The organism is Actinoalloteichus sp. AHMU CJ021, from assembly GCF_002895405.1.
Taxonomy (GTDB): Bacteria; Actinomycetota; Actinomycetes; order Mycobacteriales; family Pseudonocardiaceae; genus Actinoalloteichus_B; species Actinoalloteichus_B caeruleus.
Genome location: NZ_CP025990.1, coordinates 2524647 through 2540726, shown reverse-complemented (window position 1 = coordinate 2540726; position 16080 = coordinate 2524647). Strand labels below are relative to the sequence as shown.

Below are 16080 nucleotides of genomic sequence, written 5' to 3'. Positions count from 1 at the left end.
CTCGATGTTGTCTTGGGAGGCGGACTGGGTAACGGTATGAGGGCTTCCGACGATGTAGCCCCATTTGGCCGTGTCGTCGGCGAGCCAGGTGGACCGCCCGTCCACCCGCATCCGGCGCAACGAGGGGAGGAGTCGCCCACGAGGGCGTACTCGACTGTGATGAGCGACAGGACCAGGACCAGTTCGCGCACGACCCAACGGGTTCCGGCCTCCAGGGACGATCCTCCGGTCCTCGCGGTGGGCCGTCGACCTCGCCCACCGGAGGTCCACTCGTGAACTGGCTCTCCGATTTCGGCTCCTTCGTCGCCGGGAGGTGGGAGCAGCTCCTCTTCGACTCCTACCTCCACGTCAGCGCCGTGGTCCAGTGCGTGGTCATCGCGACCGTGGTCGGCATGCTCCTCGGGGTCGCCGTCTACCGCAGCCCGTTCGGCTCGGCGGTGGCGACCGCCGTGACCAGCGCCATCCTCACCATCCCGTCGTTCGCGCTGTTCGGGTTGCTGATCCCCGTGCTCGGCCTCGGCGTACCCCCCACGGTGACCGTGCTGGTGCTCTACGCCCTGCTGCCCATCGTCCGCAACACCATCGTCGGTCTCGCCTCCGTCGACAGCTCGGTCACCGACGCGGCACGCGGCATCGGCATGAGCAGGTTCGGTGTCCTCACCAGGGTGGAACTCCGGCTCGCCTGGCCCGCGGTGCTCACCGGCATCAGGGTCAGCACGCAGATGCTGATGGGCATCCTGGCCATCGCCGCCTACGCGAAGGGGCCCGGCCTGGGGAACCAGATCATCACCGGGCTGTCCCGGGTCGGCAGCGCCAACGCGACCAACGCCGCCGTGGCGGGGACCGTCGCCATCGTCATCCTCGCCCTGGTCCTGGACGCCGTGTACGTCCTGATCGGCCGGCTCACTACGTCAAGGGGAATCCGTGTCTGAGACGAACACCGCGCCGAAGCCCGGCGGCGAGTCGGACCGCGCCACCAGCGGCGTGGAGATCCGGCTGGAGAACGTCACCAAGCAGTACGGAGGCCAGCGGCACCCGGCCGTCGACTCGGTCACGATGACGATCCCCGCCGGTGAGACCGTGGTCTTCGTCGGACCCTCCGGGTGCGGCAAGACGACCACCATGAAGATGATCAACCGGTTGATCGAGCCGACGTCCGGTCGGATCACCGTCGGCGGACAGGACGTGCTGCGGCTCAACCCCGACGAACTCCGCCGGGGGATCGGCTACGCGATCCAGCAGGTGGGGTTGCTCCCGCACCTCACCGTCAGCCAGAACGTCGGTCTGGTGCCCGGGCTCATCGGCTGGGACAAGAGCCGCATCGCCGAGCGCACCGAGGAGATGCTCGACCTGGTCGGCCTCGACCCGGCCGAGTACCGCGACCGCTTCCCCAAACAGCTCTCCGGAGGACAACAGCAGCGGGTCGGGGTCGCCAGGGCCCTCGCAGCCGACCCGCCCGTGCTGCTCATGGACGAGCCGTTCGGCGCGGTGGACCCGATCACCCGGGGCAACCTCCAGGACGAGCTGATGCGCCTCCAGGAGGAGATGGGCAAGACGATCGTCTTCGTCACCCACGACTTCGACGAGGCCGTCAAGCTCGGGGACCGCATCGCCGTTCTCGGGTACCAGTCCAAGATCCTCCAGTACGACACCCCGGAGGCGATCCTGGCGAACCCGGCGGACGAGACCGTCGCCGGGTTCGTCGGAGCCGGGGCGGCGCTGAAACAGCTCACCCTCCGTCGGGTCCGCGACATCGAACTGGAGCAACTCCCCACGGCCACCGCGGGCGAGGAACCAGCCGCCTTCGCCGCCCGCCTTGGCGGTCGGAGGGGAGCCGTCGGGCTCGTCCTCGACGAGCGAGGCCGGCCACTGCGCTGGGTCACCCGCCGGGACCTCGACCGGAGCGGCTCCCTGGCCACCGCGGGCCGGCCGGTGGAGGACTCCGTCGACCGGGCCTCCACCCTCCAGGACGCGCTCGAAGCCCTGCTCACCGCGGACGCCGGCTACGCCGTCGTCACCCGCTCCCGAGGCCAGTACGCCGGCGTCGTGGGCCTGGACAGCCTGATGGGGACGATCCGCGCGCTGCGGGAGCAGTACGAGGACGAGGACGGCACACCGGACGGGCGACCGGGCGACGGGCCCGGCGGGAGCGACGGTGGTTCGGGGGCGGCCCATGCCTGACACCACCACGGCGGAACGCGCCGGGTTCTCCGCGGACTCGGGGTCCCGGCGTTCCGAACGACTCCGGCTGTTCACCGAACCCGTCGTCGTCCTCGCCATCCTCGGTGCGGTCCTGGTGTGGGCGTTCACCGGGGACCTGGACGACATCGAGGCGCGGGAGATCAACGCCGCGAACATCCTCACCCTCACCTGGCAGCACGTCCAGATCACCCTGGCGGTCACCGCCATCGTGCTCCTGGTCGCCATCCCGCTCGGGATCCTGGTCACCAGGCCCTGGGCCAAGGGCGTGGCCCCGATCGTGCTGGGCATCGCCAACATGGGGCAGGCGGCCCCCGCACTGGGCCTGCTGGTGTTGTTCTTCCTGCTCACCCAGCAGACCGGGTTCTGGGTCGCGGTGATCCCCATCGCCTTCTACGCGCTGCTGCCCGTGCTGCGCAACACGATGGTCGGCCTCCAACAGGTCGACCAGTCGCTGTTGGAGGCCGGCCGGGGGATCGGGATGTCCCGGTTCACCGTGCTGCGCCGCATCGAGTTCCCGTTGGCGGTCCCGCTGATGCTCGCCGGGCTGCGCACCTCCCTGGTGCTGGCCGTCGGCTCCGCCACCCTCGCCTTCTTCATCGGCGGCGGCGGGCTCGGCGAACTGATCGACGTGGGGTACAAGCTGCGACGCACCTCGGTGCTGGTCGTCGGCGCGGTGCTCTCCGCCGCGCTCGCGCTGCTCGTCGACTGGCTGGGCGGCCTGGCCGAGCAGTTGCTGGGACCGAAGGGACTGCGATGAGTGGGAAACGAACCAGATGCGCCGTGCTGGCGGCGGTGGCCGCGACCGCGTTGTCGGGCTGCGGCCTCAGCTCCGGGTCGGCCCTGCCGCTCGACGTGGGACCCGGGACGATCCAACCCCTGCCTGGGCTGGAGGACGTCACCCTCACCGTGGGGTCCAAGGACTTCACCGAGAACTGGATCCTGGGCTACATCGCGGAGTTCGCCCTGGCCGCGGCCGGGGCGGAGATCCGGGACCTCACCAACATCCAGGGATCCAACAGCGCCAGGGAGGCGCTGGAGGCCGGTCAGATCGACCTCCAGTGGGAGTACACCGGGACGTCCTGGATCAGCTACAACGGGTTCACCGACCCGATCCCCGACGCGATGGAGCAGTTCGAGGCGGTGCGCGAGGTCGACAGGGAACGGCACGGCATCGAGTGGATCGCCATGTCGCCCGTGGACAACACCTACGCCTTCGCCCTCAACCAGGCGAACCACGCCCGGCTCGGGGTGGACACCCTCTCCGAGATGGCCGAGCTGGTCAACGCCGATCCCGCCGAGGGGACCTTCTGCGTGGAGACGGAGTTCGCCAGCCGCAACGACGGCATGCCCGGCGTGGAGGCCACCTACGGCTTCACCGCTGTGCCCGGCAACATCCACACGCTGGGCACCGGGCCCATCTACCAGGCGACGGCCGACGGCACGACCTGCAACTTCGGTGAGATCTTCTCCACGGACGGCCGGGTGAAGGGCCTCGACCTCGTCGTCCTCGAGGACGACCTGTCGTTCTTCCCCCGGTACAACGCGGCCGTGACGGTGCGCACGGACACGCTCGCCGATCACCCGGAGATCGAGGAGGTCCTCACCCCGGTGGCGGAGGCCCTCAACAACGAGATCATGGCGGACCTGAACGCCCGGGTGGACGTGGACGGAGCCGACCCCGACCAGGTGGCGTTGGACTGGCTGGTGTCCGAGGGTTTCGTCAGCCCTGGCTGACCCCGCCCGGGGCGGCGGCGGGTCAGACCGACCGCCGCCCCGGCGGGCCCGGACCTCAGGGGTGGACGTCGAGGCGGTGCAGCAACTCGGTCTCCACGACCGCCAACTCGCGGTCGATCGCCCGGTGCGCCGCCCGCCGGCGGGGCGCGGGCATCCGTTCCGCCGCCCGCACCGCCGCCAGGAGCTGACCGCAGCGGGTCCGGGCCTCCGCGACGAACCGGTCACCGTCGCTCGCCCCGGACCTCCTGCCCAACTCGTCCACCGAGTCGAGGGCGTTCGCCACCCGCGCGTGCAGCGCAGCGCCGTGCCCGGTGAACTCGGGGAGCCGGTCCACCGGCACCCCCATCCGGCGGGCCCTGGCCTGGTCGTACAACTCCCGCACCCTCGCGGCGGCTCCCGCCGCGATCGGCAGCACCACGGGAGCGGCCGCCGGTACCAGGACCTTCGCCACCCCCACCAGCCGCCTCGCCCTGCCCCCGGAACCGACGTCCCGTCTCCTGCCGGCCATCTCCGCCACCTCCACGTGCTCGGTCCGCCCGATCCGCGGCCGCGATCCGCCAACGGCTGCCACCATGCTGCCCCGACCGGTCACCACGGCGCAGCCCGGTCGATCTCGGGACCGCGAGCACCCGGTCCGCGACCCCGACCGGCTCCCCGTGACCCCGGGCACGTCACCGGCCCCGCCCGCGTACCGCCGCCGTCGCCCACCGGTGTGCGCCGATCCTGTCAGACCACCCACCCAGGCCGCGCGACGTGGCCGTGACCAGCGGCGACGTGGGGTGCCACCGACCAGGCACGACCGAGACATAGGCTGGGTGCCGTGACGGACACCGTGCTGCTGGACGCCGGGGTCGTGACGCGGTGCCGCCGCCGGGTGCATCTCGAACACGACCCGGGGATGACCGGCGTCGAACTCGCCCCACTGGACAGCGGCGCGGAGCAGCGGATCGCCGACGCGGCCACGCACCGACGACAGGTCGCGGACAGCCTTGCCGCACGTCTCGGCACCGGGTGGGTGGAGATCCCGCGCGGCAGGTCAACGGCGTACCGGGAACTCGAGACACTGCGGGCCATGCGGGCCGGGACCCCCTACATCTGGGCGGCCCAGCTCCCCACCGACGAACACGGCGGCCGGCGGGGCGGGATCGACCTGCTGGTCCGCTGCGGCGAAGGCTACGTGCCGGTGCTCGTCGTCCGCCACAAGGTCACCGACCCTGGCACCGGGGCCAGGACCAGCCCCCTCGACACCCCCCTGCCCGACTCGGCCCACCTCGACCCGCACCGCAAGGCCCGACCGCAGGCCCGCGACCAGCTGCGACTCGCGCACGCGTTCCGGCTCCTCCAGGCCGCGGGCCGGCAACGGCCGGGGCGGGCCACCGGCGGGGCCATCGGGATGGACGCCGACGTCGTCGTCTGGCACGACTTGGACGCGCCCACCTGGCCGGGCAACCGCACCGCCCTGGACGAGTACGACCACCGGTTCGCCGACCGTCTGGCGGTGGCGACCGCCGCCGCGTCCGGCGCCGACCCCCTGGCCACCCCGTCCCGGATCATGGAATGCCGCTCGTGCCCCTGGTGGCCGATCTGCGAGGACCGGCTGCGCTCGGCGAGGGACGTCAGCCTCGTGGTGCGGGGTGAGGACGCGGTGGCGCTGCGGGAGGCCGGCATCACCACCGTCGACGCGCTCGCCGCGCTCGACCCGGAGCAGGAGGACACCCACCCCCTCCCGGTGACCTCGCTGTCCGACGCGGTCGCGCTCGCCAGGGCGTGGCGGCGTGACCTGAGCCTGGTGCGCCGGTCAGCCGACGTGAGCGTTCCCCGGGCCGACGTCGAACTCGACGTCGACATGGAGAGCTTCGGCGACGCCGGCGCCTACCTGTGGGGCTGCTGGCTCTCCGGAGCCGACATCGGCCTGGAACCCGGCTACCGGGCCTTCGCCACCTGGGAGCCCGTCCCGACCGAGGACGAGGCCCGCTCCTTCGGCGAGTTCTGGACGTGGCTGCGGCTCGTCCGTTCCCGGGCCAGGGAACGCGGCCTGACCTTCCGCGCCTACTGCTACAACGAGCTCGCCGAGAACCGGTGGATGCTCTCCAGCGCGGAGCGGTTCCCCGGCCGGCCCGGCGTGCCCACCAGCAGGGAGGTCCGAGGCTTCATCAGGTCCGACCAGTGGGTGGACATCTTCGCCAGCGTCCGCCACCACTTCCTCTGCGCCAAGGGGAAGGGCCTGAAGACCATCGCACCCGAGGCCGGTTTCGGCTGGCGCGACCCCGAGGCCAGCGGGGAGAACTCGATGCGCTGGTACCGGGACGCCGTCGGGTACGAGGGCCAGGTGCCCGACCTCGACCAACGCGACCGGCTGCTCACCTACAACGAGGACGACGTCCGGGCGACCCTCGCCGTCCGCGACTGGATGTGCTCACCCGAGGTGAAAGGCGTCCCCTTCCTCGGGGACCTCTGACAGGCGCACGGCGTCCCCCGACCCCGACCCCGACGTGTCGGCGAACCGGCGCCCGTTCAGCCCTCGGAGTTCGGCCCGACCAGGGAGAACCGCCCACCCTGGGGGTCCTGGCAGGTCGCGAGCCGGCCGTACGGGCTGTCCTCCGCCGCCCGCACCACCACGCCACCCCGCCCGGTGACGACGTCCAGCGCGTCGTCGGTACCGGGGACCGCGAACACCGTCCCCCAGCCCAGCGCGGCGTCGGGTTCGTCCGATCCGGCACCCCACACGCCGGCCACGTCCCGCCCGTCCACGCGGATCGTCGTGTAGTCGAAGTCCGCCGCCATCGGAGGGCTGATGCCCACCCCGAACACCCGCGCGTAGAAGGCACGGGCCGTCTCGGCGTCCCGGGTGGCCAACTCGGTCCACGCGACCGCCCCCGGCTGGTCCACCAGCTGGAAACCCCGGTGCCGGCCAGCCTGCCACGCCCCGAACACCGCCCCGGTCGGGTCGGTCGCCAACAGCATCCGCCCCTCCTCCATGACGTCGGTGGGCCCCATCACGACGTGGCCACCGGCCTCGGTGACGGCCCGAGCCGTGGCGTCCACGTCGTCACTCGCCAGGTACACGCCCCAGGTGACGGGGGAGTCCGGCTCCGGCGGTTGGAACAGACCAGCCGCGACCTTCCCACCCACCGACGCGGTGGTGTAGTAACCGGTCTCCGGTGGGCCCTCGTCGAAGACCCACCCCAGAACGGCGCCGTAGAAGTCCATCGCCGCACGCCTGTCACGCGCCCAGTAGTCGGCCCAGCACGGCGTCCCCTGGCCGTAGCCTCGCGCGTCACCCATGATCCCGCTCCTCCATCGAAGCGGCGGGACGGCGTCTCGCCCCGCGCGGTCGCACCACTACCGGGTAGCCGTGCTCGACCGGCGCAAACCAGCCCGGTCGGCGCGGATGGCACCCCGGTCGGTCGTGGCCGCGCCCGCTGACCACCACCTGACGCGGAACTCGCCGTCCTGGCTGAGCCGTACCCCCGGCTCGGATCAACCGGTGGGGCGGTCACCCGGCGCCGTCACCCTCGCCCACCACCAGGCAAAGCGTCCGCGATCGTGACCACCAATGATGGCGAGCCGGAACACATCCAAGCGATTCGACTGCCAGGACACCCCTCACCCGAGTGGGACGGCGACCGGGCATCGGCGGGTCTGGGGTCAGCCCGCAGTGGGTCGCGGCGGCAGCCCGCAGTCGGCGATCACCCGCGTCATCGCCCGGTCGAACGCCGTCGAGGAGAAGTGCTCCCGGCAGATCTCCACCAGCTCCGCCTGCACGTCGGCCCACAGGACGTCGTCGGCGAGCAGCCGGTCGCAGGCCTCGACCAGCTCAACCGGCGACGAACCCACGAGGTGGCGGGCCAACACGCCGAGATGGAGCCCCTCCGCCCCCACCGGCGTCGTCACGAAGGGAAGCCCAGCGGCCATCGAGTCCACGAACTTGATCTTCACACCCGCGCCGTAGCGCATGGGGACGACGTGCACCCGGGAGCTCGCCAACCAGGGACGGGGATCGGGGACCTTGCCGGTGACCTCGATGTCGTCCCCCCGCAACGCCAGGACCGCCGGTGAGGGATCGGCGCCGATCACCCGGAGCCGCAGGCCGGGGTGGCGATCCCGCAGAGCGGGCAGCACGTCGCCGACCAGCTCGAGCACCGCCCGCTCGTTGGGGGTGCCGGGGGTCCCGTCGAACCCGCCGAAGAAGGCCAGCCCGTCCCGCCCCTCCAGGCCGGGGACCTCGACCACCGGTGGCGTCGGATAACAGGCCACCCTGATCGGCCGGTCGGGAGCGACCGACGCCGCCCACTCGGCTTCCTCCTCGCTCACGCAGACCCCGACATCGGCCCACGTGAACGCGGCCGTCTCCTGGTCCCGCAGCCGGGTCGCCTCCACCGCGAACCGGCGCCGCTCGTCCGAGTCCGTGGCCGTCTCGAAGTGCTGCTGCGGTCGGCGGTGGAACAGCGCCTCCGCGTCGTACACGCGCACGGCCTGCGGCTGGCTGCGGGAGATCGGCTCGCCGTGGCTGACGAAGTTGTGCGGCCGGAACGCCACGACCACGTCGTAGAGCCCCGCGCGTTCCCGACCCCACTCCTCGGGGTCGTCGACGCCCCACACCACCTCGACCCCGCGTGCCCGCAGCGCCGGGGCGCACTCCAGCGCCCGGTCGGGGAACACCGCCAGGTACGTCACCCGGCCCGCGGGGTGCGCGTCGATCCAGGCGTCGAGCACGGCCTGCGTTCGCGGGTCGCCGCGCCCCCGGTCGGCCTGCGGGACCCGGTCGTCGATGAGCAGCACCCGGTGCGGGGCCGGCCGGTCGCGCAACTGGATCTGCCGGTGCGGCGCCTCCTCCATGCCGATGCGCGCGGGCCGGTCGCGCAGCACGGAGGCCTGGCGCCGGCGGAACACACCGTGGTTGTGGCGCATGAGCTCGGCGGCCCGCTCGGACCCCGAACTGCCGTGCCGGACGTGCGTGACACGGGACGCGGGCTCCACCCAGGTCAGCCAACCGCGACGGCGGAGTTCCAGCGCCAGGTCGACGTCCTCGAAGTACGCGATCTCGTAGTCGGGGGAGAACCCGCCGGCGGCGAAGAAGGCCCGGCGGCGCATGAGCAGGCACGCGGCCGAGGCGTAGTCCACGACCCGGGGGAACAGGTCGTCGAGCTGGGCCCGCTCCGCGTCCCACGCCTGGCACCAACCGTCGCCGCCGACGACGCTGCCCGCCTCCTGGAGCTCCCCGTCCTGGCCGAGCAGCACCGGGGCGACCGCCGCCACGTCCGGGCGGCGGTCCAACACCGCGAGCAGCGGTTCCAACCAGCCTTCGGAGAGTTCGACGTCGGCGTTGAGGAAGCACACGAGCTCGGTGTCGGCCTGCCGCACCCCGAGGTTGCACCCGGCGCCGAACCCGAGGTTCTCCCGGAGCCGCAGGAGGGTGACCTCCGCCCGGTCGGTGAGACGTTCCTCCAACCAGTCCGCCGTCCCGTCCGGCGAGGCGCTGTCGACCACGACGACCCGGTAGGGGACGGTGGTGTGCTTGCGCAGGCTGTCCAGGCAGTTCATGACGAGGTCGCCACCACCGTGGCTGACCATGACGAAGGTGACGGCCCTCGTCGCCGGCACGTCGACGGCGGGGCCGGTCACGAGTCCCGAACCTTCCCGTAGGCGTCCCGCAGCGGCCGGGTCCACCGCACGAGCTTGGTGTGCTGCCAGGCCTCCAGCTCACGCCGGAGCTCCGCTTCCCTGGCCGCGGCCGCGGCGTGCGCGGCGCGTTCCGCCGCCAGCTCGTCCCGGACCTGGTCGGTCTCGCCCCGGGCTTCGCGGGTCCGCCGCCAGGCGGCGGTGAGGGCCTCCACCAGTTCGCCGCGCTCCGCGAGCAACCGTTGCCGCAGCCGGGAGTTGGCCTCGCGCAGCGCGGTGTTCTCGGCGGCGAGCTCCACCGCCCGGCGGTCCAGGTGGCCGCCCCGTCGCGCCAGGGTCTCCTCGGCGATGAGGGCGACCGCGTCGAAGTGCTCGTCCAACCGTCGGCGGGCCACGGCGGCGGGGCTGGGCCCGTCGCCGGGAGCGAGAGCGGCGCGCACGGCCGAGGGAAGACCGCCCAGGGTCGGGGCGACCTGTTCGGGCCGCCCGAACTCGCGGATCACCGGGCTGTCCTCGCCCTCGGGATCGAACAACACCCAGGGCGTGTCCAGGCCCGCCGCGGCGGCCGCGGTGTGTTCGTCACCCGCGACGACCAGGGACGCCCCCGCGAGGACGGCGAGGCGGTCCTCGACGACCAGACCGGCGGGAAGCCGGTACGCCTCACCCGAGGGCGTGTCCACCAACCAGCCCGCCCCGTCGGCCACCTCGGGTCCGGTGGGGAGGACGACGACCGGGGGCACCGCTCCCGGCCGACCGGCCGAGGCCAACGCCCGCCGGAGCCGCCCGGTGAGCCGCTCGACCAGCTCCGGCCCAGCCGAGCCGGGGACCGCGCCCGGCAGCACCACGTAGCCGTCGTCCGCCGGCAGCCGCCCGAGCTGGCGGAGCTGGCGGCGCAGCGAGGTCATGGCCTCGTCGTCCAGCCACCGGCCGGCGAGGACCCCGGGGTGGGGGAGGACGACGGGGTCGAGTTCCACGGCCGGGTCGAGGCGCCTCGCCGCGGTGAGGAGGCGCGTCCTGGACCGCCGGTCGCGGACGGCGCAACGAGGTTGCCGGGCGGCCGCCCGCACGACCTCCTCGGACGGGAACGAGGAGACGCGCACCCCGGACCACACCACGGGATGGTCGGTCTCGAGGTCGGCGCCAAGGCCTCGGTCCAGCAAGGCGGCGGCGCCCTCGGCGCGGTCGTCCCCGTACCGCGCCGCGAGGGTGCCCGGCCGACCGGCCAACGGGAACGACGGCGCGACGAGCGTGAGCGTGGTCGCCTCGGCCAGTCGGCGGCGACGGCCGTCGTCCGACGGCCCGAGCGGTTCCGCGGTTTCGGTGACGGCGGTGCTGGGGGAGGCGTTCCAGCCCAGTGGCGCGAGCGTGGTGATACGCCAGCCCGACAGGCGGGCTCCGATCTCCGCACGCACCAGCCAGGGCAGCAGCTGGTCACCGAGACCGGCCGTGTCCGAACTGGACCAGAGGGCGGCCGCTCCTACCACTGGTGGACTCGAAGGATCTGGCACGCCCGCACTGTATCCAAGCCGCCGCGACCGGCGTCCCCGAACCGGGTAATGCCCGTCCAGGAGTGACCAGCCCGCGATCGCGGCATCCCGCCGACGGCGGCGTGACCGGAAATCCATCGGGTACGCACCATTCCTGATCGTTCCGGGGGGCCGGACCAGCCGGCGACACCGGAGGCGCGAGGGAGGACGAGGTCCGCGGGTACGCATCCCCCACCCGCCCAGGGGGACGGCCCCGAGGCCAGTCTATCGGGGGAGGGCGGCCCGCCGGGCGGTTCGGAGCGGAACCTGTGGATGGCGGGCCTCCCGCGCACGAACCCGAACCGGGTCCGTCCGGACGCCACCGGACCGTGCCCGGGACGGGTCCCGGCGCACGCGGACCCGGAGAGCGCGGCCCGTACCTCGGGTGTCGTCCCCGCGCATCCCGCTGGCCGTGTCCGTCGGCCGGTGGCCGCCGCGCGCCGGAGCGGAGTGGCGAACCGCCCCACACCGCCCGTCGGCCGCTGGCATACCGACATTCGGGTGGTGCCCGACGGACAGGGGTTGGCAACGAGTTGTCCCGGGGGCAATCTGTAGTACCTCCCGATGCACATCCTCCCGATGTTGTGAGGTCCTGCGATGCGGGTCAGCTCCACGCTGAAGGAAACACCCCCTCCCCGGTCCGCGCACGACACCCGGGGTCGCCCCGGTCCCGAGGGGCCCGTCCCGCCGCGCCGGGTGGACGAGCGACGTCGACGACCCTGGCCCGACGCCGGCACCGACGAACAACCGGCCTCGCGCCCCAGTCCACGCGTCATCCCAGCAAGGTGCCGCGTGCTCTGACCTTCTGTTGCGAAGCGGGCGGCCTCTGACGGGCGGCGTCGGGGGCCGCTCGCGCCTGTGCTGGCCCGGCTGCCCCGGGCGGCTCGAACCCGGCCCCGCCCCGGGCGTCACCACCCACCCAGATCCCACCGGCCTCAAGGGGACCCCGCGCAGTTACCGTCCACGGGGTCCAGCCTGCCCTCGGCGTCCGGCCTGTCCACCTGCGGCGGTGGCGCCGGGAACGCCGAGTGGTCGGGCGCGGCGGGCGGCGTCGCCTCGCCCGGGGAGGCAGCGAGACCCTGTTCGGGACCGATCCCGGGAATCGGGCAGGGGGGAGCCGTTCCGTGGTGATCGGAGGACGGCGGCTCGGTGGGTGGTGGCGGGGCCACCCCGGAGGGGGTGAACCCTCCTCCCGGTACGCCCCCTGGAACAGGACCCAGTTCCGTGACCAGAGTGAAGGCACCGACGAGGACGAGGGCGCTACCGGCCGCGCTCCCCGCGATCCTCCACGCCCTCCGACGCCGCAACACCCGGTGGCCACGGAGGACGACATCCTTCGCCTCCGTTCGCAGCGGGGGTCCCTCGTCATCGGTCCAGTCGGAGAACAGCGACCGGGCGTGATGGGCCGCGGCGTCCTCACCTCTCATGGTCGCCTCCGTTCGCTGATCGCGGCGAGTTCGGGGAAGTGGTCTGAAAGCTGCGAGCGAAGTCTCGCCAGCGCGCGACCGACATGGCTCTTCACCGCTCCCTGGGAGCAGCCGAGGACCCTCGCTGTCTCGGCGACGCTCAGGTCGTTCCAGTACCGGAGAACCAGCACGGCGCGTTGTCGCGCCGGGAGGGTGGCCAGCACCGACCTCAGGATCATTCGATGCTCCGCCTCATCGCCGGGGTGGACGGTGTTGTCAGGGACCTCGGTGGTGGATCGTTCCCGCCGGCGCCACAGCCGTCGGTTCTCGTCCAGGAACGTGCGTACCAGCACTCGTCGCGTGTAGCCGTCGAGCAGGTCGCGGTTCGCCAGCCTTGGCCAGGCGAGGTACACCTTCAGCATCGCCGTCTGGAGCAGGTCCTCCGCGCGCTGCCAGTCGCCGCAGAGCAGGTAGGCGGTTGCCCGCACTCCCCGCGACGCCTCCGTGAAGTAGCGGCTGAACTCGCTGTCCCGGGTCACGCGGTTGTTCTCTCCTACCATCGCTACTCCGGTCGGGAGCAGGGCCGGGACCAGCCCGCCCCGGAGCGGAGCGGGCCGGTCGTCGGCCTGGGCGGTGCCTCCGGTCATCAGGAGGCGGGACGCCCGTGGTCTGGAGCCTGCGAGGGCGACACCGCCGCCTCGCTGACCGAGGACGAGTGCCTGGGTGCGGGGGGTGCGGGTTCGGGAGTGGGTGCGGGAGTGGGTGCGGGGGGTGCGGGGAATGCGGGTTCGGGAGTGGGTGCGGGGGGTGCGGGGAATGCGGGTTCGGGAGTGGGTGCGGGGGGTGCGGGGAATGCGGGTTCGGGAGTGGGTGCGGGGGGTGCGGGGAATGCGGGTTCGGGAGTGGGTGCGGGGGGTGCGGGTTGGGCCACCGGCGGCGTCGAGCTGGTCGCCTGAGGTGAGTCGGCCAGGGCGAGACCCCCGCCCCCACCGAGAACCAGCACGGCGATCCCGGTTCCCAGAAGCAGGCGAACACGGCCCGCGCTCGTCAACCGAGCACGCATGGCATCTCCTTCGGGTTGCGCTCCACCCACTGGCGGAGTCTTCGCCGAGTGGCAGGGGTCAGCCGCCGCGAACGGTTTACCCCTCGAAGGAAATGTGACTTGTATAACTAATTGCTGAGTGCTCATCCGGCCGCCCAGGAGACGTCCTCAGTGCACCAACCGGACCGCCGCTGACTGCTCGGACGGCGTGACCGTGACCAGGTAGCGGTCGGGACCGGGCCTGCCGAGAGCCACCCACTCCCTGTAGGCCGCCTCGACCTCGTTCCACAGGTCACGCGGTCCGTCCTGCCTGACCTCACTCGTGCCCGGTCGGCCGTCGTAACGAACCCGGGCCCAGGACCGCGTGACCGCGTCCACCAGCAGGAGGGTGTGGGGAGCACCCCGGTCACGCGGAGGGGCGTGCCGCCAGCCGCAACCAGGCACCCGAACCCCGACCGCCCACCGCGCTTCCCAGGTCCCCGCGACCCGCCACGGTTCCAGCCCGGTACGGCTGAACCGCCCACCGGTCAGGCCGGTGAGCACCGACGGGGACACCACCGCGGGCCGGTGCTGGCGGAGCGGGAGCGCGTCCACCACGCCGAGCACCCGTCCGACCGCTCGGTCGTCCCCTGTCACGTCGAACCTCACCAGGGCGGCCGCCCCGGCGAACTCGCTCCGCACCGGGGCCACCACGGTTCCCCCGGTCCGGGTCTGCGCCACCCACGTCCACGGGAAGCCCCCGAGTCGCACGGCGGCCGTGGACACCACCCGGTCGAAGGGTGCGCCGCCCGGGTCGCCGGCCGCTCCGTCCCCGCACACGACCCGGACCGAGAAGCCGTGCTCGGCCAGTGAGACCCTGGCGACCCCCGCCAGCACCCTGTCGACCTCCACCGACACCACGTTCTCCGAACCGAGCCGGGCTGCCAGCAGCGCCGTGCCGTACCCGGTGCCGGTGCCGATCTCCAGCACCCGGTTGCCCTCCTGGACGTCGAGGGCTTCCAGGACGCGGAGCAACAGGTCGGGGCGGGATGTCGAACTCGTGCAGTGCCGGCCGGTGCTGTCGGGCCACACGGTGTTCCCGTCGTCGAACTGCGTCAGCACGGGCGAGTTCGTGTAGACGGCGTCGTACCAGGCCGCCGGGTCGGCCTCCCGGTCAACCGGGCGTCTGCGCCCCGCCCCGTCGTCAATCCAGATCCGAGGGGGGACGAACCACTCCCGGCGGACCGAGGTGAACGCCGACCGCCAGGCCGAGCAGAGAAGACCGTGTTCCGCCAGTTCCGCGGCAAGCCGCTCTGTCCTCGTCATCGCCCGCCGATGTCCCGTCGTTCGCTGGAAGCGCCGTGGACGTCCGTCGTTCGCCGCCGCCCGGGACGTGAGGCTCCAGGGGCGCCCGCTGTGCGGGAGGTGACGAACCACCCTGCGAGTATCGGTCCGGTCGCTGGAGATCCGCTGAACCGCGACTGGATGCCGCTTCCAGCGGGTCGCCGCCGCGCCCAACCGGGAAGGTGATCCAGGCGTGGCAGGCAACTGGGCGCGTGCGGTGCGCGTCTTGTGGTTGTCGACGGTTCTCCAGTGCGAGGCGGGTGACTGCCTCGTGGAAGGACGGGAATGGCAAACCGACTGCTCTACCTGGTACGGCATGGCGAGTCACGTGACGACGAACTCACCCCGGTTGGCTGGCAACAGGCCGAGTTGCTCGGCGCCCGGTTGCGGGACGTGCCCTTCCACGCGATCCACCACAGCACCGCGACCCGGGCGGTCCAGACCCTGGACGCGCTCACCAAGTACCTGCCGGACGCGCCCGTCTACCCCTCCGACCTCCTGCGCGAGTTCATCCCGTCGATCCCGGATCCGGAGGAGCTGACACCGGCCCAGGCGGAGTTCTTCGAAAGCTTCCCCCAGGAGGTCCTGGACCGGGAGGGGCCGGCGCAGGCGACGGCCGCCCTGGCCCGCTACGGCGGCATCCCCCGAAGGGCGAAGGACGACATCCGGGAGTTGGTCGTCAGCCACGGCAACGTGATCAGGTGGTTCACGAGTGAGGCCCTGGGCGCGTCCGAGTCGACCTGGCTGAACATGATCGACTACAACTGCTCGCTCACCGTGCTGCTCTACCGGTCGGGGCGGGCCCCGGCCGTGGTCACCTACAACGACGTCGGACACCTGCCTCCCCAGTTGCGCGGCACCGAGTACCCGCAGGAGTGGCGGATCTGACGGCCGCACGAGGGGCGCCCGTCCTCCCGTGGACTCGCCGACGCCGACCCCGACCCCGTCGGTCGGGCTGGGTCGGCCACCCGGGCCCTCACCCCAGCTGGTCGGTGACCAGAGGGGTGGGAGGCGCCGTCCGCAGGTCTGTTTCACGTGAAACCGGCGATCCCCCGGCGGCCCGGGTCCCGTTCGATCGCCCGATTGGTCGGCGGGGCCCTTCGGCCCCTGCGTGCGGCGGCCCGCTCCGCGAGCGCGCTCGGGGGCGAGTGGCGACCAGGTACGGCCGGGTCGGGGGAACGGGTGCTCGCCGTCGGATTGGCGCGACCGCCCCATGCCGGGCAGG

Annotated in this window: 12 protein-coding genes; 6 read left to right on the top strand and 6 right to left on the bottom strand. The window is 72.7% G+C overall.

All coding sequences use genetic code 11. The features are described from left to right. The first annotated feature begins 272 nt into the window (after positions 1-272). The 4 genes from C1701_RS10720 to C1701_RS10705 are packed head-to-tail and all read left to right on the top strand — an operon-like array spanning position 273 to position 3936. Positions 273-932: an ABC transporter permease gene (locus tag C1701_RS10720; protein WP_026417820.1), complete on the top strand. Its 660-nt coding sequence runs from the start codon at positions 273-275 to the stop codon at positions 930-932. Continuing rightward, a complete protein-coding gene (locus tag C1701_RS10715) occupies positions 925-2181 on the top strand; it encodes an ABC transporter ATP-binding protein (protein WP_026417819.1) in 1257 nt (418 codons plus the stop codon). The genes C1701_RS10720 and C1701_RS10715 overlap by 8 nt, the downstream gene beginning before the upstream one ends. Further along, complete coding sequence (locus tag C1701_RS10710; RefSeq protein ID WP_026417818.1) at positions 2174-2959, top strand: ABC transporter permease; 786 nt, start codon at positions 2174-2176, stop codon at positions 2957-2959. The genes C1701_RS10715 and C1701_RS10710 overlap by 8 nt, the downstream gene beginning before the upstream one ends. Beyond that, a complete protein-coding gene (locus tag C1701_RS10705; protein WP_051313537.1) occupies positions 2956-3936 on the top strand; it encodes a glycine betaine ABC transporter substrate-binding protein in 981 nt (326 codons plus the stop codon). Before C1701_RS10710 ends, C1701_RS10705 begins: the two co-directional genes overlap by 4 nt. Before the next feature lie 55 nt (positions 3937-3991). On the opposite strand, the gene C1701_RS10700 is transcribed toward C1701_RS10705, so the two are convergent. Next, positions 3992-4444 carry a DUF6474 family protein gene (locus C1701_RS10700; RefSeq protein ID WP_026417816.1) on the bottom strand — a complete coding sequence of 151 codons (453 nt, stop codon included), beginning with the start codon at positions 4442-4444 and terminating at the stop codon, positions 3992-3994. 312 nt (positions 4445-4756) lie between these two features. Here C1701_RS10700 and C1701_RS10695 point away from each other — a divergent pair, with 312 nt between their 5' ends. After that, positions 4757-6394, top strand: coding sequence for a TM0106 family RecB-like putative nuclease (locus C1701_RS10695; protein ID WP_026417815.1), 1638 nt, complete (start codon positions 4757-4759; stop codon positions 6392-6394). 56 nt (positions 6395-6450) lie between these two features. Here the strand turns inward: C1701_RS10695 and C1701_RS10690 are convergent, their stop codons facing one another. The 5 genes from C1701_RS10690 to C1701_RS10660 form a co-directional block, all read right to left on the bottom strand. Continuing rightward, entirely contained in the window at positions 6451-7221 is a 771-nt protein-coding gene (locus C1701_RS10690; RefSeq protein ID WP_026417814.1) for a VOC family protein, read from the bottom strand. 363 nt (positions 7222-7584) lie between these two features. Beyond that, positions 7585-9561: a glycosyltransferase gene (locus C1701_RS10685; protein ID WP_026417813.1), complete on the bottom strand. Its 1977-nt coding sequence runs from the start codon at positions 9559-9561 to the stop codon at positions 7585-7587. Continuing rightward, positions 9558-11066 (bottom strand): hypothetical protein, encoded by a 1509-nt coding sequence (locus C1701_RS10680; RefSeq protein ID WP_155886045.1) that lies wholly within the window; start codon positions 11064-11066, stop codon positions 9558-9560. Before C1701_RS10680 ends, C1701_RS10685 begins: the two co-directional genes overlap by 4 nt. Before the next feature lie 1441 nt (positions 11067-12507). Then, positions 12508-13137: a SigE family RNA polymerase sigma factor gene (locus C1701_RS10670; RefSeq protein ID WP_103055870.1), complete on the bottom strand. Its 630-nt coding sequence runs from the start codon at positions 13135-13137 to the stop codon at positions 12508-12510. A gap of 563 nt (positions 13138-13700) precedes the next feature. After that, positions 13701-14837 (bottom strand): methyltransferase domain-containing protein, encoded by a 1137-nt coding sequence (locus C1701_RS10660; RefSeq protein WP_051313535.1) that lies wholly within the window; start codon positions 14835-14837, stop codon positions 13701-13703. A gap of 303 nt (positions 14838-15140) precedes the next feature. On the opposite strand from C1701_RS10660, the gene C1701_RS10655 reads away from it, so the two are divergent. Next, complete coding sequence (locus C1701_RS10655) at positions 15141-15743, top strand: histidine phosphatase family protein (protein ID WP_030104740.1); 603 nt, start codon at positions 15141-15143, stop codon at positions 15741-15743. Positions 15744-16080: the final 337 nt, after the last annotated feature.